Below are 22,900 nucleotides of genomic sequence, written 5' to 3' on the forward strand. Positions count from 1 at the left end.
CCTCGGCTGGCTCCGCCTCCCGCCCGGGGCGAGGGGGTGGGGTGGCAGGTCCGGCAGGTGACGCGCCAGGGCCGCGCCGAGGGCGATCCGGCGCTCGGCCAACGCTGCGGCGAGCGCCCGCAGATGACGGGACCAGGCCGGGGAGGAGACCAGCGCGAGGGTGGCCTCCTGCAGGGCTCGGGGCACGAAGAAGCTGTCCACGGCCTGCGTGGCGCGCAGGCGCTCGAACGCGGGGCCACGCGCGGTCAGCGCGGCGATGCGCAGGTTCGGGGAGGCGGCCTTGGTGAGCGAGCGGACGTGGACCACGACGCCGTCGGGGTCGTCCGCGGCCAGCGGCCGCGGCAGCCGCGGCGCGTCAGCGTGGGCGAGGAGCCGGGCGTAGTCGTCCTCGACGACGAACGCGCCCGCCGCGCGGGCCAGTCGGAGCACCTCGGCGCGCCGGCCCGGGGCGAGCGTCGCGCCCGTGGGGTTCTGGAAGAGTGGCTGGCAGACCAGCAGCCGGGCGCCGGTCACGGCGAACGCGTCGGCGAGGAGATCCGTGCGCAGCCCGTCGGCGTCGACGGGGACGGGGAACGGGCGCAGGCCCGCCGCGCGGGCGACGGCGAGGATCCCTGGGTAGGTCGGGGACTCGACCAGCACCGGCGCACCCGCCGGCGCGAGCGCGCGCAGCGCGGTCGTCAGCGCGCTCTGGCCGCCCGCCGTGATCAGCACGTCCGCCGTCGACAGGACCGCCTCCGGGCCGCCCACCTCGCGGGCGAACCAGGAGCGCAGTTCCGGCAGGCCCTCCACCGGCGGGCGGCTCCACGCCTCGGGACGCCGCGCCGCGCGGGCGAGCGCGTCGGCGAGGGCGCGTTCGGGCTGCAGCGAGGCGTGCGAATAGCCGCTGTTGAGGTCCACGACGTCGACCGGCGGCACGCTCAGCGTGGCCAGCAGTCCGCTCGCGTCCGCACGCGGCGCGGCGAGCGCGTCGTGGGCGCCGAGGGTGACCTCCTGCCAGGACAGGTCCCCGCCGTCCGCGCGCGGGGCGGGCCGCTCGGCCCGGAAGACCCCGGCACCGGGACGGCTCACGACCAGCCCCTCCGCCGCGAGCGCCCCGATCACCCGGGAGACCGTCACCGGGCTCACCCGGTACCGCTCCATCAGCGCCCGACTGGACGGCAGCTTCTCCCCACTCGGATAGCGCTCCCACTCCTGGCGCAGGCTTTCCACCAACTCGGCGACACTGCTACCGTCATTCATGAAGACACACGATAGCGCTACTCTTCCCCGACCGATAGCGGTCGACCGCGGTGGCGACGGCCGCGGCGCAGGACGGGGCATGCTGTGGGCGGGATCCGGGGTCGGCCTGTTCTCGCTCTCCTTCGCGGCGACGGAGTGGTCGCTCCGCGGCTTCGGCCCCTGGAGCACGGTCGGCGTACGCGGTGCGCTCGCCGCACTCGTCGCCGCGGCCTGCCTCGCGCTGCGCCGGGCGCCCCGGCCCGAGCGCCGGCACTGGGCCGGGTTGCTCACCGTCGGCCTCGGCTGCGTCGTCGGCTTCCCCGCCCTCACCACGCTCGCGCTGCGCACGGCCACCACCGCGCACTCGGCCGTCGTCATCGGCCTGATGCCGCTCGCGACCTCCTGCTACTCCGCCGTGCGCACCCGCAGCCGCCAGCCCCGCGCGTTCTGGGCCGCGGCCGTCGTCGGCGCGGCGACGGTGGTCGGCTTCACGCTGCTGGAGCACGGCGGCGCGCCGAGCGGCGCGGACCTCTATCTCTTCGCCGCGCTGCTGGTCTGCTCCGCCGGCTACGCCGAGGGCGGCCGGCTGGCGCGCGAGATGCCGGGCTGGCAGGTGATCGCCTGGGCACTGGTCGCCGTGCTGCCCGTGACCGCGACCATGGCGGCCCTGGCGCTGCACGGGGAACCGGTGCGTCTCGGAGCCGTGGCACTGACCGGGGTGGTCTTCCTGGGCCTGTCGCAGTTCGTCAGCTACATCCCCTGGTACCAGGGGATGGCCCTGATCGGCGTGCAGCGCGCCGCACAGCTGCAGCTCGCGCAGCCACTGCTCAACCTGCTCTGGGCGGCCCTGTTGCTCCACGAGCGCATCCCCGCCGCGGCGCCCGTCGCCGCCCTCCTCGTCCTCGTCTGCATCGCCGCCACCCAGCGTTCGGCGGCGCGAAGCTGAATCATCGTCATATCTCTTCACCCTTCGCGAGGTTCGGAGTAAGTAACACCGTTACAGAGCAAACACGCGAACCCGAGCGAAGGGACGGCACGCCATGGCACGCGTACGCTACGGCCCGCGCACCGACGAGGAGATCCGCGCGGCCAAGCAGGCCCGTTCGGTCCTGCCGGACATCTGGTCCACCGGAGTGGTCGCCGTGTGGGAGAGCGACCCCGACGCGGTCGCCCAGGTGCTGCCCGCGCCACTGAAGCCCGCGGAGCGACCGCTGGTGCGGGTGAACATCAGTCAGGTCGACATCTTCGGCAGCCCATTGGGCGCCGGCTCCTTCGCCGTGGCCGCGCAGCACGGGGTCCAGGCGGGCTGGTACCCGTTGGTGATGCCGATGACCACCGAGCGGGCGCTGATCGGCGGCCGCGAGGTCTTCGGCGAGCCGAAGAAGCTGGGCGAGGTGTCCGTCGTCCGCGACGGCGACGCGGTCACCGCCCGGCTGGGCCGCCACGGCGTGGACTTCGTCGAGGTCCGGGGGCGGGCGAGCGGCGAACTGCCGGCGCCGGAGCCCGCGGAGAAGGTGGACTTCTACTTCAAGTTCCTGCCCGCCGTGGACGGCGAGGGCTTCGACCTCGACCCGGTCCTGGTGTACTGCACCCGCCTGGAACGCGTCCGCAGGCTGGAGGCGGTGACCGGCGAGGTGATCCTGCGCGAGTCGGCCTTCGACCCGGTCGCGGACCTGCCGGTACGGCGGCTGCTGGAGATCACCGTCGGCGAGAAGACCTCCGACCAGCGCGGCCGCGTCGTCGAGCGGGTGAGCGCGGAGGCGCTGTTGCCGTTCGTGCACCAGCGCTACGACGACCCGGCCCAGGTCCTCGACTCGGTCACGCCGCCGACCTCGGCGCAGGGGGCCTGAGCGTGGAACTGACGCAGGGACAGGTCGCCGTCGTCACGGGCGCGGCCAGTGGCATCGGCCTGGCGATGGCGCGGCGCTTCGCCGCCGACGGGCTGAGGGTGGTTCTCGCGGACGTCGAGGAGGCGGCCCTGGACCAGGCCGTCGCCGGCCTGCGCGAGCGGGGCGTGGATGCCGTCGGGCAGTTGACGGACGTCTCCGAGCGGGACAGCGTCGAGGAGTTGGCGGAAGCCGCGTACCGCGCCTACGGCGCGGTCCACGTGCTGTGCAACAACGCGGGCGTCGGCTCGGGCGCCGAGGGCCGCATGTGGGAACACGAGCCGAACGACTGGAAGTGGGCCTTCGCGGTCAACGTCTGGGGCGTCTTCCACGGCGTCCAGGCCTTCCTGCCGCGCATGCTGGCGGCCGGTGAGCCCGGCCACGTCGTCAACACCTCCTCCGGCGACGGCGGAATCGCCCCGCTGCCGACGGCGTCCGTCTACGCGGTCACCAAGTCCGCGGTGGTCACCATGTCCGAGTCCCTCTACGCCCACCTCCGCGCCGAGGGCGCGCCGATCGGCGCCTCCGTCCTCTTCCCCGGCCCGCACATGCTCCGCACCGGCCTGTGGGAGTCCCACCGCAACCGCCCCGACCGCTTCGCGAAGGAGCGGCCGCGCCGCAGTCCGTACCGGTCGCTCGCGCAGTGGGAAGCGGCGATGGACGCGGCGGGCCAGAAGGTGGAGTTCACGCCGGTGGAGGAGGTCGCGGACTTCGTGGCCGAGGGCATCCGCGCGAACCGCTTCTGGCTGCTGCCGCCGAGCGAACACAGTGACCGCCAGATCCGCGCACGGTCGCAGTCCATGCTCGACCGGGAAAACCCCGGCTACCTCGAACGGTTCATTCTCGACGAGTAGCCCCATGAGGGGGATGGCAACGAAAGGAGGGAAAGAATGTCCTACGAAGATCCGTATCTCGTCGTCTCCTCCGACTGCCACGCCGGTCTGCCGACCGAGGAGTACCGGCCGTACCTGGAGGCGGCCCAGCACCGGGCGTTCGACGAGTTCCTCGCGCAGGCCGAGGCGCGGCGGCAGGAGGCGACGCGGCTCGGTGTCAGGAACGAAGCCTTCGCGCGCAAGTGGTTCGAGGACCACGAGGAGGGGCTGCGCGGCGGCTGGGACGCCGCCCAGCGGGACAAGGAGCTGGACGGGGACGGCGTCGCCGCCGAGGTCGTGTTCCCGGACGCCGACGCCGTCGACTCGCGGACCGCCGCGCCCTTCGGCGTGGGCCTCGGTCTGAGCGGGGACCAGGATCCCGTGCTCGGGATGGCGGGGGCCCGCGCGCACAACCGGTGGCTCGCGGAGTTCATCCGCTCCGGGGGGAGTCCGGAGCGACGCTGTGGCGTCGCCCTGCTGCCGATCACGGCGGAGCCGGAGCTCGTCGTCGCGGAGGTGCGGCGCGCGCACGCGGACGGGCTCGGCGCGGTGATGATCCCCTCGATGTGGGTGGACAAGGAGCCGTACCACGACCGTCGTTACGACCCGGTCTGGGCGGTCTGCGAGGAGCTGCGGATGCCGGTGGTCACGCACTCGGGCGCGGCCCCGCGCCACGAGTACGGGGACCACCTCGGTATCTACGTCACCGAGGTGACCTTCTGGCCGGCCCGGCCGCTCTGGTTCCTGCTCTGGTCCGGGGTGTTCGAGCGGTTCCCCGGCCTGCGCTTCGGCGTCGCCGAGTCCGGGTGCTGGTGGCTGCCGAACCTGCTGTGGTTCATGGACCGGCTCTACCTCGGTGCGCACGGCGGCAAGAAGCTCTCGCCGTTCAGCGAGCTGACCATGCCGCCGAGTTCGTACGTGGACCGCAACTGCTTCATCGCCGCGACCAACACCAAGCGGCGCGAGCTGGCCCACCGTTACGAGATCGGCGTCGGCACGATCTGCTGGGGCAGCGACTACCCGCACCCCGAGGGCACGTGGCCCAACACCCGGCAGTGGATGGCGACCACCTTCCACGACATCCCGATCGACGAGACCCGCCGCATGCTCGGCCTCAACTGCGCGGATGTCTTCGGCTTCGACACTGACAAGCTGGCGCCGATCGCCGAGCGGATCGGCCCGCGTCCGGCGGACCTCGGGCAGCCGGAGGACCAGCGGGCCGTCGAGGCTGCCTGGGCGCCGGCGCGGGAGGTGGGCCGCCACTGGCTGACGGGCCACGACTTCCCGTTCATCGGCACCGCCGCGCCGACGGAGGGGACGACGCTGTGAGCACCCCGAACGCTGTGAGCATTCCCGACGAGACGCCCGAGAGATACACCGTCGTCTCCGCCGACTGCCATGCCGGCGCGGACCTGCTCGACTACCGCCCCTATCTGCCGAGCCGTCACCACGAGGCCTTCGACGCCTGGGCCGCCGCGTTCGTCCACCCCTTCGCCGACCTGCTGGCCCCGGAGGCCACCCGCAACTGGGACTCCGACCGGCGGGTGGCCGAACTGGAGGAGGACGGCATCGTCGCCGAGGTCGTCTTCCCCAACACCGTGCCGCCGTTCTTCCCCAGCGCCTCGCTGAGCGCCGTGCAGCCCACGGCCGAGGAGTTCGAGCTGCGTTGGGCGGGGCTGCAGGCGCACAACCGCTGGATGGAGGACTTCTGCTCCCGGGCGCCGGGGCGGCGGGCGGGGACCTTCCAAATCCTGCTCAACGACGTGGACGCCGCCGTGGCCGAAGTGCGCCGCTGTCACGCGGCCGGGCTGACGGGCGGACTGGTGCTGCCGGGCGCGCCGCCCGGGGCGCCCGTGCCGGAGCTCTGGTCGAGCGTCTACGAGCCGCTGTGGGCGGTCTGCGCGGAGCTGGGCGTGCCGGTCAACCACCACGCGGGATCGGCGAGCCCGGTCCTGGGCGAGGAACCGGCCGCGCGGGCGGTCTTCATGGTGGAGACCACCTGGTTCTCGCACCGGGCCCTGTGGCACCTCGCCTTCGCCGGGGTCTTCCACCGGCACCCGGGGCTCAAGCTGGTCCTCACCGAGCAGGGTTCGGGCTGGATCCCGGGCGTGCTCGACATGCTGGACTACTACCACCAGCGCCTGGTCGGCGCGGCGACACGGGCGGCCACGGCGGAGTCGAAGTTCGGCGCGGGCCTGGCCGAGCTGATGGGCGAGGGGCCGCGCGCGGCGTGGGAGCGCAACTGCTTCGTCGGCGCGAGCTTCATGCGCGCCCACGAGGTGCTGCTGCGCGACCGCATCGGCCTCGACAAGATCATGTGGGGCAGCGACTTCCCGCACGACGAGGGCACCTACCCGTTCACCATCGAGGCGCTGCGGACATCCTTCGCCGACGTCCCGTACGACGAGGTGGCCGCGATGGTCGGCGGCAACGCCGCCCGCGTCTACGGCTTCGACCTTGGGGCGCTGGACCCGATCGCGGCGAAGGTCGGCCCGCTGGTGGCGGACGTGGCCCGGCCCCTTGCGGAGCCCCCCGTCGGCGCGACCAGCCCGGTCTTCGCCAAGGGCTCGTCCGTGCGGGTCTGGTGAGGCGACCGGGCTGACGGGCCCGCACCGGGACGCGACCGGCCGCGCGCCGTCCGGGTGAAACCGGAAGGCGCGGGGCCGGTCCCCGCCGGGCTTCCGCACTCACGGAGCGTCACCAACCCCCTGACTGCGTGGCGACGGTCCCTCAGCTCCCCTAGCGTGACTCGCGTCAGTCATCCAGGGGGGCTCTTCGAGGAGAACGACGTTGTTCCGTAGCTTTGTTCGGTCGGCCCCCGTGGCCCTCGCCGCCGCCTCCGCCCTCGCCTTCGCCGTCGCGCCCACCGCCCATGCCAGCCATCGCACCGTCACGGAGTGCAGCGGCGGCATGCTGGCCTCCGGCGACTACTACGAGGTCGTCGTCCACGGCACCTGCCACGTCCCCGACGGCGCGTCCGTCACCGTCGAGACGCAGCTGTACGTCACCCCGGGCTCGACCCTCGACGCCGTCAGCACGGCAAAGGTGCACGTCAAGGGGAACCTTCAGGTGGGCCGCGACGCCGTGCTCGGCCTCGGCTGCAACTCGGAGACCAACTGCGCCTCGCCCACCACCGACGAGGTGGACGGCAACATCAACAGCGCCTACTCCACGGCGGTGATCCTCCACAGCGACACCGTCAAGGGCGACATCACCACGTTGAACGACGGGCCGGGTCTCAACTGCGCGCCCTCGTCGCAGGTGAGTGCCATCACCAGGCTGGGCAAAACGCCGGCCTACGACGCCTTCGAGGACAACTGGGTCGGCGGCTACATCACCTCCAGCGGACTGCGTTCCTGCTGGATGGGCATGGAACGCAACCACGTCGGCACGAACATCCTCGTCTCCGACAACAGCACCGCGGACCCGGACGGGAACGAGGTCGCGGCCAACCACGCCAACGGCGACCTGGGGTGCTACGGCAACAGCCCGGAGGCGCAGTTCGGCGACGGACCGCACATCCCGAACTCCGTCAACGGCACCAAGCTCGGCGAGTGCTCGTCCCTCTGACGGGCCCCTAGCCGACGCGTTCCCGCGCGCCTACGCTGCTGGCCATGCCGAACCTGCCCGACCCCGTGCTCTGGTCCATACCCGCGTTCATCCTGCTCACCGTGGTGGAACTGGTCTCGTTCCTGATCCACCCGGACGAGGAGGAGGTCGGATACGCGGGCAGGGACACGGCGACCAGCCTGAGCATGGGGTTGGGCAGCCTTTTCACCAACCTGCTCTGGAAGATCCCGACCGTCACCCTCTACGGCCTCGCCTACTCGCTGACGCCGCTGCGGATCGGCGTCCACTGGGCGACGGTCCCGCTCATGCTGCTGCTCCAGGACTTCTGCTACTACTGGTCGCACCGGAGCAACCACCGGGTGCGGCTGTTGTGGGCGCAGCACGTGGTGCACCACTCCAGCCGGCACTACAACCTCTCCACGGCCCTGCGGCAGCCGTGGACGGACCTCAGCTTCGGCGTCTTCTACCTGCCGATGGTGCTGCTCGGCATCTCCCCCGCCGCCGTGGCCTTCTGCGGCTCGGTCAGCCTGGTCTACCAGTTCTGGATCCACACCGAGCGGATCGACCGGCTCGGCCGCCCGATCGAGGCCGTCCTCAACACCCCCTCCCACCACCGGGTCCACCACGCCTCCCAGGGCGGCTATCTGGACCGGAACTTCGGCGGCATCCTGATCGTCTGGGACCGGCTCTTCCGCACCTTCACCGCCGAGACCGAGCGGCCGGTCTACGGGCTGACGAAGAACATCTCCAGCTTCAACCCGCTGCGCGTCGCCACCCACGAGTACGCGTCCATCGGCCACGACCTGGCCACGGCCCAGAGCTGGCGAGCCCGCCTCGGCTACCTCTTCCGCGGCCCCGGCTGGACGCCGACGCCACTCGACACCACCACAGCGACAACCGGGAGCGTCGAGGCCGCCGTGTGATCGACGGAGTGTCAGGGGAACGTCGGGTGAACGTCGTTCCCCGGATGATCGTGGACGGGCAAGCTGCTCTGTGCCAGCGAACAAAGGCTCCACCACCCGCACTCGCGGGCCCAAGAATCTCGGGGGAACAAGCACTATGAGTCGTGCAATCAAGTCACTGGCCGCGCTCGCCCTGACCGGGGCGTCCGTCCTCGGCGTGACCTCGCAGGCGTCCGCCGACCCGAACCCGAACAACTACGGCGACCGTCCGACGACGATCCAGCTGCGCACCAGCGACCACGTGGGCGTCTACACCGCCGCCGATCCGGGATCCGGAAAGGTCAACGGCAATCTCACCCTCTCGCCGGGCGACTACATCGTGGCGACCTGCTGGGTGGTCGGGGCGAACGTCGGCAGTGCCGGCGACGTGTGGTACCGCACCGCGCAGGTGCACATCAACGGCGGCGGGGACATCTACACGGGGGCTGCCTACACCTTCGCACCGTATGTGGACTACGCGGCGGCGTTCCACAACGTGCCCGGCGTGCCCCACTGCCTCTGAACCTGCCGATGGACAGGCGGATCATCCGCGACTGCGCTGTGGCCATCCCTGCGCGTCGAACACCGCGATGGGGTCGAGGTAGTCGCGCCAGTGCGTGACCTTGCCGTCCTCGACGGTCACCACGGAGACGAACCGGTTGTCGTAGGGGCGCCCCGTCGGGACCGAGGTGCCGTGGACCTCGTACTCCAGGACGACGACCGAGGTCGCCGGGTCCCGGTGGACGCGGAGTTTGTCCGCGCTGTGCAGCGCGACGTAGTCGCCGTAGTCGCGGTACAGCTCGACGACCGCCTGCTTCCCCTCGACCCGGCGGGGGTACCCGGGCACGGTGATCACGAACTCGAAGACCACGTCGTCGGCGAGCAGGTCGTAGTAGTCCTCGCCGTCGACCAGGCCGTCCAGACCTCGCTGGATGATGCGGAAGAACGGACTGTCCGCCCCGACCAGGGGCGTGTCGTCACTGACTGTCTTGCTCATGCTGCCTCCGTCGTCCACACGTGGGTGTTGCGCTCGGCGAACGCCCGGAAGGTCGTCGCAGGCCTGCCGGTGACCTTCTCGACGTCGCCGGTGGGCGTGGAGCCGTTGCCAGCGCCGGACTGCTGGCCGCACTGCCCCAGGTCATGACCCTCTCCTCGGCCGACGACGACCCCCTGCGAGAGGTGATCACCATGCTCTCGCGCGAGCTGGTCCGCACTGAGCCCGCCCAACAGCTGGTGCTCGACCGCCTGCTGGACCTGCTCCTCGTGCTGACCATCCGCAGCGAATTCCGCCGCAGTACGACCGCGCCGCGCTGGTACCGGGCGGCGGCGGACCCGCGACTGGGCGACCTGCGCGCCGACGACCTGACGCTGCCCCAGGTTGCCGACGCCGTCGGCTACAGCTCGCCCTTCGCCTTCGCCGCGGCCTTCCGCCGCCACCACGGCGAACCCCCCGGCGCCTGGCGGCAGGGAGAACGAGCAGCCGCGGACACCCGACTGTTGACCACGCACGCGGGCACGTGAGCCCAGGCCGTCACCGCCGGCCGCTCAGGTCACAGCGCGAGGTCGACCACGACCGGGGCGTGGTCGGAGGTGCCCTTGCCCTTGCGGGCCTCGCGGTCCACGTAGGAGTCGGAGACGGCCTCGGTGAACGGCTTGTTGCCGTAGACCAGGTCGATCCTTATCCCGTAGTTCTTCGGGAAGCTCAGCTGGCGGTAGTCCCAGTAGGTGTAGGGGTGGTCGTACTTGAGCGGGCGCGGGAAGACGTCGGCCAGACCGGCCGCCTGCAGATCCGCCAACGCGGCGCGCTCCGCCTCCGTCACGTGCGTGGCGCCCTCGAACTTGGCGACGTCCCAGACGTCGGTGTCCGTCGGCGCGATGTTGAAGTCGCCGAGGACGGCGAAGGGACGCTCGCCCGCCGCGTCGGCGACCACCGCGTCGCGCAGGGTGGAGAGCCAGTCCAGCTTGTACGCGTAGTGGGCGTGCCCGACCTCGCGCCCGTTCGGCACGTAGACCGACCAGACGCGCACCGGCCCGCAGGTCGCCGCGACGGCGCGCGGCTCGATCTCCGGCTCGGCCGGCAGCAGCGTGCCCTCGTCGGCGGTGGCCGGGTCGAGGTAGCCCGGCTGGCCGGGAAGATCGCGGACGACGTCCGCCAGCCCGATCTTGGAGAGGATCGCCACGCCGTTCCACCGGCCGGTGCCGTGCGCGGCGGTCTCGTAGCCGAGCTCGCGGACGGCCTCGAAGGGGAAGGCGTCCGTGGTGGACTTCAGCTCCTGCAGGCACAGCACGTCCGGCTGCGCGGAGCGGAGCCACTCCAGCAGCTTCTCCAGCCGGGCGTTCACGGAGTTGATGTTCCAGGTGGCGATGCGAACCGTCATGCGCCCCAACCTACCGCCCACCACCGACAGCGACGTGTCCCTCACACCTTCGGGGGGTCGGTGCGTCCGCTTCGTCCACCGTCCGTCATGATGGTCTGCGCCGGAGAAGGCGCGGGACGAGCGAGCACGGGCAGAGGCAGGCGAGGAGCATGGCGGGAACGACACTCGCGGCGGGCTACAGCGGTCCCCCGGCCTGGCAGTGGTCGGACCTGGTCACCAGCTGGCAGCTCGAGCCGGTGGTCCTCGCGGTCTCCGTCGTCCTGGCCGCGCTCTACGCGCTCGGCCTGGTCCGCGTCCGCGCCAAGGACGGCAAGTGGCCCGTCGGCCGCACCGCCGCGTGGTTCGGCGGCCTGGCCCTGTGGGTCTGGTCGACGATGTCCGGCGTCGGCGTCTACGAGCGGATCCTGTTCACCGACCGCGCGGCGCAGGTCGTCACACTGCTGATGATCGTCCCGCTGCTGCTCGGCATGGGCGGCCCGGTCTCCCTCCTCGCGGACGCGGTGAGCGAGCGCGGCCGCGAGCGCCTGCTGAAGGTGCTGCGCAGCTGGCCGTCCCGGATCCTGATGTTCCCCGCCGTCTCGACCGCGCTGCTGATGCTGCCGCCGTGGCTGCTCTACTTCACGCCGCTCTACGAGCACACGCTCACCAGCCAGAGCTGGAACATGGGCCTGCACGTGGTCCTGGTGGTGCTGGGCCTGTCCTACTTCTGGCCGCGCCTGCAGATCGACCCGGTCGCGCACGAGTACCCGCAGCTGGTCGGCCTCTTCATCACCATGGCCGAGGTGGTCTTCGACGCGGGCCTCGGCATCCTGCTGGTCTACGGTCACACGACCATCGCCGAGCACTACTACGACGCACTGAACCGCCCCTGGGGCCCCTCGGTCCGGCAGGATCAGGTCTGGGGCGGCTGCACGCTCTGGGCGCTGGGCGACATGGCCGGCCTCCCCTTCATCGCCGCGCTGGTCCGCCGCTGGATGGTCAAGGGCCGCGCCGAGACGGCGGCGGTCGACGCCGCCATCGACGCCCAGATCGCCCGCCAACGCGAGGCCGCCGCCTCCGCCAAGGCCACCGCCCCCGAAGGCGCTCCGCTGGTCACCGCGACGGACGACGACCCGGAGATGCTCCGCCCCTGGTGGCTCGACGACCCGAACCTGGCCCACCGCTTCGGCGGCGGCGAGAAGGCGTAGCGTCCGCATCCGCGGCCGCCGGCGGGCTCAGCCGCGTCCGTACTGCTCCTCGGCGCGCCAGAAGTGGACGTAGCCGATGGCGCCGGCGACGACGGCCCAGCCGACGGCGGTGGCCCAGATGTGGGGGCTGAGGCTGCTGGCCGGGACGGAGGCCATGAGGGCGTAGCGCATCAGCTCGTTGAAGATCAGGGCCGGGTTGAGGTAGAGCAGCGTCCGGATCGACGACGGGATGTGGGCGCTGAGGGACTGGACGCTCCAGAAGACCCCGGACATGTACATCCAGGTGCGGATGATGAACGGCATCAGCTGCGCCAGGTCCGTCGTCTTCGAGCCCCAGCGGGCCAGCAGCATCGCGGCGCCGGCGTTGAAGACCGTCTGCAGCAGCAGTGTCGGGACGATCAGCAGCCAGCGGGCCGTCAGCGGCTCGCCGGTGGCGAGGATGATCGCGCCGAGCACCGACATCGACACCAGCAGCTCCTGCAGCTGCAGGATCGTCATCGACACCGGCAGGCACGCCCGCGGGAAGTGCAGGGCGCGGATCAGTCCGAGGTTGCCGGAGATGGAGCGCGTGCCCGCCAGCACCGCGGACTGGGTGAACTGGAAGGTGAAGATGCCCGTGCACAGGTACGCGATGTAGTTCGGGATGCCCCGGTTCTGCTGCAGCAGCAGACCGAAGACCAGGTAGTAGACGGCCGCGTTCAGCAGCGGTGTCATCACCTGCCAGATCTGCCCCAGCCGCGCCGAGCTGTAGTTCGCGGTGAGCCGCGCCGTGGCGAACGCCAGGACGAAGTGGCGCCGTGCCCACAGCTCGACGCTGTACCGGGCGAGGCTCGGGCGTCGCCCGCTCAGGGTCAGGCCATACTTCGCCGCGAGGTCGGCCGGGGCGAGCCCCGCGTCGGCACGGTCGGCGACGTCGGCGACAGGTGCGGTCACTCCCCGACGTTCTCACGCCACCCCCGCACCCGCGCGCGGCCACACGCGCGGGCTCACCCTGACGGGTGGCGGACCGTCGGGTACGACCCCGTCGGTGCGGATCCGGCGGTACGGATCCGTCAGATGCGGACGGCCGACAGGTCGAAGGTGGCGACGGCGGGTTCGGTGAGGGTGCCGAGCCAGAGGCGGCCTTCGTGTTCGGCGACGCCGGTGACCGCGCGGAAGGCGGCGCTGGGGCCCTGGAGGTCGTGGACCACGCGGCCCGCCGTGTCGATCGCGATGACCCAAACCGTCGGCTTCGGGCCCGGCAGGAGGCGTTCCGGGACGCGCCAGAGCGCCTGGCGCGCGAGGGGGTGGGAGCGGTGCAGGAGGTCGAGGAAGGGGTCGCGGGGGGCGACCATCGCGATCCAGAGGAGGCCGTGTGCGCCCGCGCCGAGGTTGTCGGGGAAGCCTGGGAGGTCGACGAAGGTCTCCGTGGTGCCGGCGCGGGCGCCGGAGAGCCAGTGGCGCAGGACGCGGTAGCTGCCGGTCTCGGCGACCGCCAGGTAGGAGTCGTCCGGTCCGAGCGCGAGGCCGTTGGCGAACTGCAGGCCGTCGAGCAGGACCTCGGGCTCGCCGCCGTCGCGGGGCAGCCGCAGCAGTCGGCCGGTGCCGGAGTGTTCGAGGATGTCGGCGCGCCAGTCGTCGATGCTGAAGCGCCGGCTTGACTCGGTGAAGTAGACGGTCCCGTCGGCCGTGGCGACGACGTTGCTGACGAGCCGCAGCGGCTCGCCGCCGACGCGGTCGGCGAGGGTCTCGACGGTGCCGGCGTCCGGGTCGACGCGCAGCAGGCGTCCGGCGCGCGCGTCGCAGACGAGCACCCGCCCGTCCGGCAGGACCTCCAGGCCGGCCGGGCGTCCGGGCGCGATGTCGGCCAGCGTCACGGCCTCGCGCCCGTCCGGGCTGAGGCGCAGCAGGCGCCCGTCCTCCACCCCGCACAGGACGCGCCCGAGCGCGTCGACGACGACGTCCTCCGGGCCGAGACCGGAGAGCGGCACCAGCGTCAGCTCGGGCAGCGAACGGTAGCCTCGCCACGCCCGCGCGCGCCCGCCTCGCCTGGGCGGAGTCCACACCTGCGGCCGGAGCCTCTGCCGGGCCATGCCTGTCCCTCGCTGACCTAGGGGATTCGCTGCCTCGGGCCACATCATGCCGTGACGCCCGGCCCGGGGCGAGCCCCGGGGGTGTGCGTCGTCGGAGTGGATGCGGAAGTGTCCTGCGCCGTTTTCCGGAACGCGCCGCGGACCTGGTGGGTCATGACTCGTGAGCGAACCGCACTGCTGTGCGGCGCCGCTCTCCTCCGCCCCGCTCCTCGCGGGCACCCCGCGCCCGCCGACGCGACCGCGCGCCGCGGGCCCGGCTGCGTCGCCTCCCCGACCCGACCGGTGGCCGGGCCCGCGCGATCCTCGACAAGGGCCTGCACCTGCAGGCCGTCATCGGGCGGGTGACCGACCACGGCCGGGACGCTGGTGGTGAGCCCCCGCTCAGCCGCCCACCCGCTCCCGCACCAGGTCGCGGGCGGTCGTCGCGTCCGGGGCGTTCAGGGCGAGGGCCGCGAGGTCCTCGCAGCGCGCCCGTGTGTGTGCGGTCAGCGCTGCCCGCACCTCGGGGAGGCAGGCGGGCGCGGCGGAGAGGCTGGTGATGCCCAAGCCGACCAGGACCAGGGCGAGTTCGGGATCGGCCGCGGCCTCACCGCAGACGCCCACGGGCTTGCCGGCGGCCGCGCCCGCGCGGGCGGTGGCGGCGACGAGGGAGAGCAGGGCGGGCTGCCACGGGTCGAGCAGCTCCGCGAGCTCGCCGAGCCCGCGGTCGGCCGCGAAGGTGTACTGGGCCAGGTCGTTGGTGCCGATGCTGAGGAAGTCGCAGGCGGCGGCGAGTTCTTCGGCGCGCAGCGCGGCGGCCGGGACCTCGACCATGGAGCCGGCCGAGGCCAGCCCGTGCGATCGAGCCCGCCCGGCGAACCACGCCGCCTCGGCCGGCAAGGCGACCATCGGCGCCATCACCCGTACGTCCGCGTCGAGTTCACGGGCGGCCGCGGCGATCGCGGCGAGCTGCGTGTCGAGCAGCTCCGGTGCGCGCCGGGCGGTGCGCAGGCCGCGGATCCCCAGGGCCGGGTTCTCCTCGTCGGCGCTGCTCACGAACGGCAACGGCTTGTCGGCACCGGCGTCCAGTGTGCGCACGACCACCCGGCGACCGGCGAACGCGGTGAACACCCGCCGGTACGCCGCGCGTTGCTCCTCGAAGGACGGGGCCTCGGCGCGGTCGAGGTAGAGGAACTCGGTGCGGAACAGGCCGACGCCCTCCGCGTCGGCCGCGGCCGCGCCGTCCAGCTCGGCGAGGCCGCCGAGGTTGACCAGCAGGGCAACCGGGTGGCCGTCCGCAGTCCGCCCGGGACCGTGCGCCGCACTGGCGCGTGCCAGCCGCGCCCGCTCGCGCTCCTGCGCCCGCGCGACCGCGTCGTCGGAGGGTGTGAGCTCGACACTGCCCGCCGCGGCGTCGACCAGCACGGGCCGGCCGTCCGTCAGGCCCGCCGCCCCGGCGCAGCCGACGACCGCCGGGAGGCCGAGGGCCTTGGCGAGGATCGCGGTGTGGCTGGTCGGGCCGCCGCGCTCGGTGACGACGGCGAGGACGCGGGCCGGATCGAGCAGCGCGGTGTCGGCCGGGGCCAGCTCCTCGGCGACAAGGACGTGCGGGTGGCCGGGGTCGGGCAGGCCGGGCGCCGGGACGCCGAGGAGGTGGCACAGCGCCCGGTCGCGGATGTCGGCGAGGTCGGCGGCGCGCTCGGCGAAGTAACCGCCTGCGGCGAGCAGGGACTGCCGGAAGGTCGCGCAGGCCCGGTCGAGGGCGTGCGGGGCGTCGAGTCCGTCGTCGCGGACCGCCACGACGGCGGTGTCGGCGAGGGCGGGGTCCTCGGCCATCATCGCCTGCGCGGCCAGCACCTCGGCGGCGGCGCCGGTGACGCGGGCCGCGCGGGTGCTCAGCTCGGCCGCGACGGCGGCGAGGGCCGCGCGGACGGCGGCCGTCTCCGCCTCCGGGTCGGCGACGGCGCGCGGAGCCGGCAGCGCGGGCACGGGCGCCATCCGGGCGACGGGCCCGGACGCGGAGCCGGTGCCGACGCCGATGCCGGAGAGCAGCGTCTCGGCAGGGCTCATCGGGCGACCTGCCCGGCGGCGTCGAGGTCCTGCCGCAGCAGCGCGGCGAGCTCGTCGAGGGCGGCACGGGCTCCGTCCTCCGCTCCCTCCGCGAGGGTGAGCTCCAGCTCCTCCCCGTGCCGGGCGGCCAGCGACATCACCGACAGCAGGCTGCGCGCGTCCACCGCCGCCTCGCCCGGGCGACCGATCCGGACCGGCGCCGCCGCGCGGACGGCGGCCTGGACGAAGAGGGAGGCCGGTCGGGCGTGCAGCCCGGAGGCGGAGCCGACGGTGGTGCGCACGGTCACGGTGGCGGGCAGGGTCACGGGAGGCTCCTTGATCAGTACCGTTCGCCGGGCGCTTCGTGGTGGGTCCGGATCCCGCGCCCGGGGGCGTCGCGCGGGATCCGGAGGCTGTTGTTTCACGCCCGTTTCAACTTTGATTGGGTTGGTTCTACGCCCGAGCCCGGGAGATGTCAACACATTCGGGCTTCGTTACCCCTTGATTCTCCGGCCGGACGGCGTACTCTCGGAGAAATCCAGGCGTAAACAAGCATGAAACGGAAGCGTTCCCACATGTATGCCCCAGAGCGGCAGCAGCAGATCCTGGTCCTCGCCCAGGAGCAGGGCCGGGTCGATGTCCCGACCCTCGCCGAGGAGTTCGGCGTCACGCAGGAGACGATCCGGCGTGACCTGAGCGCCCTGGACAAGGCCGGGCTGCTGCACAGAGTGCACGGCGGCGCGCTGCCCGCCGGCACGCTGCACCTGGAGCCGGGGCTCGCCGAGCGGGACTCGACCGCCGCCGCCGAGAAGGAGCGGATCGCCCGCGCCGCGCTCGGCGTGCTGCCGAGCCTGCTGCCCGAGGAGGGCACGCTGCTGCTGGACGCCGGCACCACCGTCTCCCGGCTCGCCGCGCTGCTGCCGCAGGACAGCCGCTACACCGTCGCCACCAACGCGCTGCCCGTCGCGGCGCGGCTGGCCGACCACCCCTCGCTGACGCTGCATCTGATCGGCGGCCGGCTGCGCCACCGCACCCACGCCGCCGTCGACGCCTGGGCGTTGCGCGACCTCGCCGACATGCACGCCGACCTGGCGATCGTCGCCACCAACGGCTTCTCCGCCGAGGGCGGCCTCAGCACGCCCGACCTGGCCGAGGCCGCGGTCAAGCGCGCCATGGTCACCGGCGCGCGCCGGGTGCTGCTGGTGGCGGACTCGTCCAAGTACGGTGCCCGCCATTTCGCCCGCTTCGCCGACCTGCGGCAGATCGATCTGCTCGTCACCGACACCGGGCTCGACGACGCGCAGGCCGCCGAGATCCAGGGCCTGGGCCCGGAGGTGATCCGCGCATGATCGTCACGATCACGCCCAATCCCAGCCTGGACCGGACCTACGAGCTGCCTGGCTCCTCCCTGCGCCTCGGCGAGGTCAACCGCGCCGAGTCCGACCGCGTCGATCCGGGCGGCAAGGGCGTCAACGTCTCCCGCGCGCTGACCGCCGCCGGGCACCGGACCACCGCGGTCCTGCCGCTCGGCGGGCTCTCCGGCGAGCTGCTGGCGCGGCTGCTGCGCGAGCAGGGCATCGACGTGGCGAGCGTGCCGGTCGCGGGCGAGTCCCGCATCAACGTCTCCGTGGTGACCGGCGACGGCGCGCTGACGAAGATCAACGCGCCCGGTCCCGAGCTGAGCGCCGCCGAGTCGGCGGCCCTGCTGGCCACCGTCCGGCGGGACTTCACCGGTCCCGGCGTCGACTGGCTTGCCTGCTGCGGCTCGCTGCCGCGCGGACTGACACCCGCGTGGTACGCCGAGCTGGTCGGCCAGGTCCACTCCGGCGGCGCGCGCATCGCCCTCGACACCTCCGGCCCGGCGCTGCTGGCCGCGCTGGCCGCCCGGCCCGACGTGGTGAAGCCCAACGCGGAGGAGCTGGCCGAGGCCGTCGGCCGCCCGCTCGCCACCGTCGGCGACGCCCTCGACGCGGCCGGCGAGCTGCGCAAGCGCGGCGCGCGCCAGGTGCTGGCCAGCCTCGGCGCGGACGGCATGCTGCTCGCCGCCGAGGAGGGCAACTGGTTCGGCACGGCCTCGGTGGACGTGGTCCGCAGCGACGTCGGCGCGGGCGACGCCTCGCTCGCGGGCTTCCTCGGCGCCGGCGGCGCCGGGCCCGAGGCGCTGGCCTCGGCTCTCGCCCACGGCGCGGCGGCGGTGCAGTTGCCCGGCAGCGTCATGCCCTCTCCCGCCGACCTGCGGCCGCTGGCCGTGCGGGTGACCGCCGACATCCCGTTGGAGCGGCCCCTGGGACGCTGACGCCAGCTCACTCCGCGCAAGGAACCCGGGGGCAAGGGATCCGCAGCACGAGCCGCACCACCGAGAAGGACTGACACGCCATGAGCGACGACACCACTCCGCGTCTGACCACGCCACCCCTGGTGGACCTGTACCTCGCCCCCACCGACAAGTCCGAGGCCCTGCGCGCGCTCGCGCAGCGGCTGGTCGCCGAGGGCCGGGTCACCGACCTCGACGGCTTCCTCGCCGACGTCCACGCCCGTGAGGCCCAGGCCCCGACCGGCCTGGGCGACGGCATCGGCATCCCCCACTGCCGCTCCGCCCACGTGACGGCGCCCAGCGTCGTCTTCGGCCGCAGCTCCCACGGCATCGACTTCGCCGCTCCGGACGACCGCCCGGCCGACCTCGTCTTCCTGATCGCCGCCCCGGACGGCGCGGACGACACCCACCTCGCGATCCTGGCCTCGCTGGCCCGCCGCCTGATGGACCCGCAGTTCACGGACGCACTCCGCTCGGCGACGGACCCGATGAAGGTCGCGGCCCTGGTCTCCGGCGACGAGCCGGCGCGCCCCGAGGACGCGGCCACGACCGGGAGCGCGGGCACGGCCAGGGGCGGGGGCGCCGGCGGAGCCGGGGCGGCCCAGGCCCGTGCGGCCGAGGCTGCTTCCGCGCCGGTCACCAACCCCGCCGTGCGTGGCGGGCTGCGGCTTGTCGCCGTCACGTCCTGTCCGACCGGGATCGCCCACACCTATATGGCGGCCAAGTCGCTGGAGTCGGCCGCCGAGCGGGCGGGGGTGGAGATCCGGGTGGAGACGCAGGGTTCGGCCGGGTTCGAGCCGCTGGCGCCTGAGGTGATCGCGGCGGCCGACGCGGTGATCTTCGCGCATGATGTGGAGGTCCGCGACCGAGACCGCTTCGCGGGGAAGCCGACGGTCGACGTGGGGGTCAAGGCGGGCGTGAACCGCGCGGACGAACTCGTCGCGGAGGCGGCCCGGCTGGCGGAGGGTCACCAGCCCTCGCCCACAGGTCCGGTGGCCGCCAGGGCGTCGAGGCCGGACGAGCACTGGGCCAAGCGCCTGCGCACCTACCTGATGTCCGGCGTCAGTTACATGATCCCGTTCGTCGCGGCGGGCGGTCTGCTGATCGCGCTGGGCTTCGCCATCGGCGGCTACCAGATCAAGTCCGCTCCCTCGGTCGTCGGCCACTTCGACTGGTCCTCGAAGGAGAGCTGGGCTGCTCTGCTGTTCCAGACCGGCGCGGCCTCCTTCGGCTTCCTGGTCCCGATCCTGGCGGGCTTCATCGCCTACGCGATCGGCGACCGCGCCGCGCTCGCGGCGGGCATCGTCGGCGGCGCGATCTCGGTGACGGTCGGGGCCGGCTTCCTCGGCGGCATCATCGCCGGTCTGATCGCCGGCTTCCTGGTGCGCTGGATGGTCCGCTGGAAGGTCCCGCAGGCGGTCGCCGGGATCATGCCCGTGGTGGTGATCCCCTTGCTGTCGGTGCTGGCCGTCGGCCTGTTGATGTTCGTCGTGCTGGGCTCCCCAATCGCCTCGCTGATGCAGGCGCTCACCACCTGGCTCAACGGGCTGAACGGCACCAACGCGATCCTGCTCGGCCTGCTGCTGGGCGGCATGATGGCCGTGGACATGGGCGGCCCGATCAACAAGGTCGCCTACACCTTCGCGGCCGGCGCGCTCACCACCGCCGGCACCGTGCCGGACGCGGGCAGCCTCAAGGTGATGGCCGCCGTCATGGCGGGCGGTATGACGCCGCCGCTCGGCCTGGCCCTGGCCACGACGCTGCGCAGGCGCTTCTTCACTCCCGAGGAGCGCGAGAACGGCAAGGCCGCCTGGGTGCTGGGAGCGTCCTTCATCACCGAGGGCGCGATCCCGTTCGCCGCCGCCGATCCGCTGCGCGTCATCCCCTCATGCATCCTGGGCAGCATGACCGCGGGCGGCCTCTCCATGGCCTTCGGCTGCACGCTGCGCGCTCCGCACGGGGGCATCTGGGTGCTCCCCCTGATCGGCGGGCCGCTCCTCTACCTCCTGGCCATCGCCGCCGGCACGGCCGTCACCGCCCTCACGGTGATCACCCTCAAGTCCCGCCGGCGGGTCCCGGGCACCGGCCTCGCCCCGGAGCCCGACACCGTCGTCAGCCCCGAACCCGCCGCCCTCGCGGCCTGAACCCGACCCCGCTGGGCGCCCCCTCCGGTGGGAGGGGGCGCCTCGGTGTCTACCGGGAGGCGACCGTGACGCGACGGCTCACGGTGGCGGTGTGCCCGTGGCTGTCGGTGACGGTCAGGATGACGGTGTAGGAGCCGGGCTTGCGGAACGTCTTCGTCGGGGACGGCGCGGTGGATGCCGTGCCGTCGCCGAACTTCCACGACCACGCGGCGATGCTGCCGCCGCCCGTCTCCGCGGACCGGTCGGTCAGCCGGACCGTGAGGCCGGAGGCGGCCGCGGCGAAGGCCGCGTGCGGGGTGCCGGGCGTGAGGGTGCACGCCCCGGCGGCACAGCGGTCCAGCCAGGCGGCGAAGTCGGCGTCGTAGGAGGTGCCGAGGGAGTGGTACACCGCGTAGCCGCCGGTGTAGTCGCCGGAGCGGAAGTGGGCGAGCATGGCCTGGACGACGTCCGGGTGCCGCTCCACCATGTAGCGGACGGCCAGGTAGCCCCACGGGTAGGTGCGGGTGACGTCGCTGTTGTCGTAGGTGTTCTGGAACAGCGTGCTCAGCGCGTAGGTGTGTTTGGCCGCCTCGGTCATCGCCTCGGTGTCGGTGACGCCGCGGTAGGTGTAGGAGACGTACTCCGCGACGCCTTCGATCCACCACACGTCGGGCACGGTGATCTCGTCCGCGAAGCTGCCCTTCATGTCGTAGCGGCCGTCGAGGGCGTGGGTGTACTCGTGGTTGAGGTTCCAGATCCGCGCCACGAAGCCGTCGTCGTGGATCTGGCGGTAGGTGATCGACAGGGGCTGGTTGGCCGGGTCCGCCGGGTCACCGGTCAGCGTGATGCCGCCGTTGTTCGTGTCGACGCCGAAGATGGGCCCGGCGTAGGTCTGGTAGTCCGACAGGCTCGCGAAGTTGACGATCCGCACGGACGCCTCGTGCTGGCCCGGAATCGGCCCGTGGTCCTTGACCAGCCGGTGGACGAACGGATCCTGGCCCTGGAGGCTGGCGCAGACGGCGGCGAGATCGGCCGCGGTCAGGTTCTGCGCCTCGACGGAGTGCGTGGCGTCGCAGGTGTGCCGGATCGGGAGGGCGGCCGCCCGCAGCCGCGCCGGCAGGTCGCAGACGCCGTAGGAGGAGCACCGGGCCTCGTCGTAGGCGGCGACCTGGCTCGCGACGCCGACCCACAGCGCCGCGGTCCGGCCGGTGATCTTCGAGGCCGCGAGCAGGCCCTTGATCAGCGGCTGCACCTTGCCGTACAGGGCCGGGTGTTGGACGAAGCGGGCCGTCTCGATGCCCGCGTTGGAGTCCAGGAAGGCGTTCGGCCCGCCGAGCAGGTCCCGGTGCGCGAGCGCGAAGGCGTCGAGGGTGTCGACGATGCCCGGGTCGGCGGTGACGGCGCTGACGAAGTCCGGGTTCTGGTGGCCGCGGAACAGCGGCGTGAAGACGTCGTTGACGAGGTTGACCATGTACCAGGAGTGCTCGTACGCGTTGGTGTAGCCGCTCAGGATCCGCTGGTAGGTGCGCAGGTAGCGGGCCTGCAGGCCGGCACTGTCGGTGAGGGTGACCACCTCCCCCGCGACCTGGCCGTTCGCGTCCGTGACGTCGGCGAGGTGCGGGCTCGCGACGAAGGCGTCGACGCCGCCCGCGACCGCGCCGGTGAGTGCCGCGTCGTAGCCCCCGACGTCCCCGGGGTCGTAGAACTGCACGTAGTAGCCGGCCCGGAGGAACAGGGCGAGCTGCTCCAGGCCGGTCGAGTCGTCGCCGGAGTAGCTCGCCGACGCGGCGCGGAACGCGTCGGCCACGGCGCGCATCTGGCTCTCCCGGAACACCCCGGAGGCGTTCGGACCGGTGACGGCGAAGAGCGTGTTGACGCAGTCGGTGCTCGCCGACGTGACGAAGGAGACCAGCGCGGCTCCGGTCCGGCTGCTGAAGTCGGCCGGGGTGCACGAGGCGGAGGGGTGACCGGGCGCGGTCGCGGCGGCCGTCTGCGGGTCGGTCGTGGGAGCGGTGCTCGGGCTGTGCGGGGGTAGTTGACCGGCCGTCAGGCGCTGGGCCTGGACGACCGGTCGGTCGGCGGCGGCGCCGGTCCGACTACCGGTCGGCGGCAGCGACCGGCTGCTCTGCGCGGCGGCCGGCCGCACGTCGGCGGCATGGCCCGGCGTCACGGACAGGCCGACGAGGGCTGTGCTCGCGGCAACGAGCCCGGCCAGAAGGGGAGCGGGCAGGGATATGGACGTGCGGAAGCGCCGACGCATCCTCGTTCCTCGGGTGGTGGTGGACAGGGAGCCCCAACAGGTGGGTGGCCC

General features: G+C 73.0%; 21 protein-coding genes. 13 read left to right on the plus strand and 8 right to left on the minus strand.

All coding sequences use genetic code 11. The annotated features are described in order from the left end of the window. On the minus strand, nt 1-1,239 hold a 1,239-nt coding region (locus DN069_RS35110; RefSeq protein WP_111507355.1), incomplete at its 3' end, for an aminotransferase-like domain-containing protein. Here DN069_RS35110 and DN069_RS35115 point away from each other — a divergent pair. From DN069_RS35115 to DN069_RS35150, 8 genes are all read left to right on the plus strand, one after another. Continuing rightward, complete coding sequence (locus DN069_RS35115) at nt 1,238-2,164, plus strand: DMT family transporter (protein ID WP_111507302.1); 927 nt, start codon at nt 1,238-1,240, stop codon at nt 2,162-2,164. The genes DN069_RS35110 and DN069_RS35115 overlap by 2 nt on opposite strands. A gap of 94 nt (nt 2,165-2,258) precedes the next feature. Beyond that, nucleotides 2,259-3,068 carry an acetoacetate decarboxylase family protein gene (locus DN069_RS35120; RefSeq protein WP_111507303.1) on the plus strand — a complete coding sequence of 270 codons (810 nt, stop codon included), beginning with the start codon at nt 2,259-2,261 and terminating at the stop codon, nt 3,066-3,068. A gap of 2 nt (nt 3,069-3,070) precedes the next feature. Next, nucleotides 3,071-3,958, plus strand: coding sequence for an SDR family NAD(P)-dependent oxidoreductase (locus DN069_RS35125; protein ID WP_111507304.1), 888 nt, complete (start codon nt 3,071-3,073; stop codon nt 3,956-3,958). Nucleotides 3,959-3,994: 36 nt separating this feature from the next. Next, a complete protein-coding gene (locus tag DN069_RS35130) occupies nt 3,995-5,305 on the plus strand; it encodes an amidohydrolase family protein (protein ID WP_111507305.1) in 1,311 nt (436 codons plus the stop codon). Continuing rightward, complete coding sequence (locus tag DN069_RS35135; protein WP_243640185.1) at nt 5,302-6,564, plus strand: amidohydrolase family protein; 1,263 nt, start codon at nt 5,302-5,304, stop codon at nt 6,562-6,564. Before DN069_RS35130 ends, DN069_RS35135 begins: the two co-directional genes overlap by 4 nt. 232 nt (nt 6,565-6,796) lie before the next feature. Further along, nucleotides 6,797-7,546 (plus strand): hypothetical protein, encoded by a 750-nt coding sequence (locus DN069_RS35140; protein WP_111507306.1) that lies wholly within the window; start codon nt 6,797-6,799, stop codon nt 7,544-7,546. A 44-nt stretch (nt 7,547-7,590) separates the two neighbouring features. Further along, nucleotides 7,591-8,469 (plus strand): sterol desaturase family protein, encoded by an 879-nt coding sequence (locus DN069_RS35145; RefSeq protein WP_111507307.1) that lies wholly within the window; start codon nt 7,591-7,593, stop codon nt 8,467-8,469. Between the two features lie 136 nt (nt 8,470-8,605). Next, entirely contained in the window at nt 8,606-9,010 is a 405-nt protein-coding gene (locus DN069_RS35150) for a hypothetical protein (RefSeq protein ID WP_111507308.1), read from the plus strand. A 21-nt stretch (nt 9,011-9,031) separates the two neighbouring features. On the opposite strand, the gene DN069_RS35155 is transcribed toward DN069_RS35150, so the two are convergent. Beyond that, a complete protein-coding gene (locus tag DN069_RS35155; RefSeq protein ID WP_111507309.1) occupies nt 9,032-9,484 on the minus strand; it encodes a nuclear transport factor 2 family protein in 453 nt (150 codons plus the stop codon). A 143-nt stretch (nt 9,485-9,627) separates the two neighbouring features. Between DN069_RS35155 and DN069_RS35160 the strand changes: the two genes are divergently transcribed. Further along, nucleotides 9,628-10,008 (plus strand): helix-turn-helix domain-containing protein, encoded by a 381-nt coding sequence (locus DN069_RS35160; RefSeq protein WP_111507310.1) that lies wholly within the window; start codon nt 9,628-9,630, stop codon nt 10,006-10,008. Nucleotides 10,009-10,037: 29 nt separating this feature from the next. Here DN069_RS35160 and DN069_RS35165 read toward each other — a convergent pair whose 3' ends face one another. Further along, complete coding sequence (locus DN069_RS35165; protein ID WP_111507311.1) at nt 10,038-10,865, minus strand: exodeoxyribonuclease III; 828 nt, start codon at nt 10,863-10,865, stop codon at nt 10,038-10,040. A 149-nt stretch (nt 10,866-11,014) separates the two neighbouring features. On the opposite strand from DN069_RS35165, the gene DN069_RS35170 reads away from it, so the two are divergent. Continuing rightward, nucleotides 11,015-12,052 (plus strand): cytochrome c oxidase assembly protein, encoded by a 1,038-nt coding sequence (locus DN069_RS35170; RefSeq protein WP_111507312.1) that lies wholly within the window; start codon nt 11,015-11,017, stop codon nt 12,050-12,052. Between the two features lie 27 nt (nt 12,053-12,079). Here DN069_RS35170 and DN069_RS35175 read toward each other — a convergent pair whose 3' ends face one another. The 4 genes from DN069_RS35175 to DN069_RS35190 form a co-directional block, all read right to left on the minus strand. Then, nucleotides 12,080-12,985: an ABC transporter permease gene (locus DN069_RS35175; protein WP_111507313.1), complete on the minus strand. Its 906-nt coding sequence runs from the start codon at nt 12,983-12,985 to the stop codon at nt 12,080-12,082. Between the two features lie 119 nt (nt 12,986-13,104). Beyond that, nucleotides 13,105-14,124, minus strand: a complete 1,020-nt coding sequence (locus DN069_RS35180) for an SMP-30/gluconolactonase/LRE family protein (RefSeq protein ID WP_111507314.1) — start codon at nt 14,122-14,124, stop codon at nt 13,105-13,107. Nucleotides 14,125-14,505: 381 nt separating this feature from the next. Beyond that, the gene (gene ptsP, locus DN069_RS35185) at nt 14,506-16,173 is read right to left on the minus strand and encodes a phosphoenolpyruvate--protein phosphotransferase (protein ID WP_111507315.1); all 1,668 of its coding nucleotides are present in this window, start codon (nt 16,171-16,173) and stop codon (nt 14,506-14,508) included. Then, nucleotides 16,170-16,478, minus strand: a complete 309-nt coding sequence (locus DN069_RS35190; RefSeq protein ID WP_424556358.1) for an HPr family phosphocarrier protein — start codon at nt 16,476-16,478, stop codon at nt 16,170-16,172. Before DN069_RS35190 ends, ptsP begins: the two co-directional genes overlap by 4 nt. Nucleotides 16,479-16,727: 249 nt before the next feature. On the opposite strand from DN069_RS35190, the gene DN069_RS35195 reads away from it, so the two are divergent. The 3 genes from DN069_RS35195 to DN069_RS35205 all read left to right on the plus strand — a co-directional run bounded on the left by DN069_RS35195 (nt 16,728) and on the right by DN069_RS35205 (nt 20,610). Next, nucleotides 16,728-17,501 (plus strand): DeoR/GlpR family DNA-binding transcription regulator, encoded by a 774-nt coding sequence (locus DN069_RS35195; RefSeq protein ID WP_111507316.1) that lies wholly within the window; start codon nt 16,728-16,730, stop codon nt 17,499-17,501. Further along, nucleotides 17,498-18,448, plus strand: a complete 951-nt coding sequence (gene pfkB, locus DN069_RS35200) for a 1-phosphofructokinase (protein ID WP_111507317.1) — start codon at nt 17,498-17,500, stop codon at nt 18,446-18,448. The genes DN069_RS35195 and pfkB overlap by 4 nt, the downstream gene beginning before the upstream one ends. Before the next feature lie 80 nt (nt 18,449-18,528). Next, a complete protein-coding gene (locus tag DN069_RS35205) occupies nt 18,529-20,610 on the plus strand; it encodes a PTS fructose transporter subunit IIABC (protein ID WP_111507318.1) in 2,082 nt (693 codons plus the stop codon). Between the two features lie 49 nt (nt 20,611-20,659). Here DN069_RS35205 and DN069_RS35210 read toward each other — a convergent pair whose 3' ends face one another. Continuing rightward, a complete protein-coding gene (locus tag DN069_RS35210) occupies nt 20,660-22,849 on the minus strand; it encodes a collagenase (protein ID WP_111507319.1) in 2,190 nt (729 codons plus the stop codon). Nucleotides 22,850-22,900: the final 51 nt, after the last annotated feature.

This window comes from Streptacidiphilus pinicola (genome assembly GCF_003258295.1).
GTDB lineage: Bacteria > Actinomycetota > Actinomycetes > Streptomycetales > Streptomycetaceae > Streptacidiphilus > Streptacidiphilus pinicola.

What these genes read in the sequence shown, in the direction of transcription:
- DN069_RS35115 (WP_111507302.1), top strand. Translation starts at nt 1,238, where the DNA reads ATGAAGACACACGATAGCGCTACTCTTCCCCGACCGATAGCGGTCGAC.
- DN069_RS35120 (WP_111507303.1), top strand. Translation starts at nt 2,259, where the DNA reads ATGGCACGCGTACGCTACGGCCCGCGCACCGACGAGGAGATCCGCGCG.
- DN069_RS35130 (WP_111507305.1), top strand. Translation starts at nt 3,995, where the DNA reads ATGTCCTACGAAGATCCGTATCTCGTCGTCTCCTCCGACTGCCACGCC.
- DN069_RS35145 (WP_111507307.1), top strand. Translation starts at nt 7,591, where the DNA reads ATGCCGAACCTGCCCGACCCCGTGCTCTGGTCCATACCCGCGTTCATC.
- DN069_RS35150 (WP_111507308.1), top strand. Translation starts at nt 8,606, where the DNA reads ATGAGTCGTGCAATCAAGTCACTGGCCGCGCTCGCCCTGACCGGGGCG.
- DN069_RS35155 (WP_111507309.1), bottom strand. Translation starts at nt 9,484, where the DNA reads ATGAGCAAGACAGTCAGTGACGACACGCCCCTGGTCGGGGCGGACAGT.
- DN069_RS35160 (WP_111507310.1), top strand. Translation starts at nt 9,628, where the DNA reads ATGACCCTCTCCTCGGCCGACGACGACCCCCTGCGAGAGGTGATCACC.
- DN069_RS35165 (WP_111507311.1), bottom strand. Translation starts at nt 10,865, where the DNA reads ATGACGGTTCGCATCGCCACCTGGAACATCAACTCCGTGAACGCCCGG.
- DN069_RS35170 (WP_111507312.1), top strand. Translation starts at nt 11,015, where the DNA reads ATGGCGGGAACGACACTCGCGGCGGGCTACAGCGGTCCCCCGGCCTGG.
- DN069_RS35180 (WP_111507314.1), bottom strand. Translation starts at nt 14,124, where the DNA reads ATGGCCCGGCAGAGGCTCCGGCCGCAGGTGTGGACTCCGCCCAGGCGA.
- ptsP (WP_111507315.1), bottom strand. Translation starts at nt 16,173, where the DNA reads ATGAGCCCTGCCGAGACGCTGCTCTCCGGCATCGGCGTCGGCACCGGC.
- DN069_RS35195 (WP_111507316.1), top strand. Translation starts at nt 16,728, where the DNA reads ATGTATGCCCCAGAGCGGCAGCAGCAGATCCTGGTCCTCGCCCAGGAG.
- pfkB (WP_111507317.1), top strand. Translation starts at nt 17,498, where the DNA reads ATGATCGTCACGATCACGCCCAATCCCAGCCTGGACCGGACCTACGAG.
- DN069_RS35205 (WP_111507318.1), top strand. Translation starts at nt 18,529, where the DNA reads ATGAGCGACGACACCACTCCGCGTCTGACCACGCCACCCCTGGTGGAC.
- DN069_RS35210 (WP_111507319.1), bottom strand. Translation starts at nt 22,849, where the DNA reads ATGCGTCGGCGCTTCCGCACGTCCATATCCCTGCCCGCTCCCCTTCTG.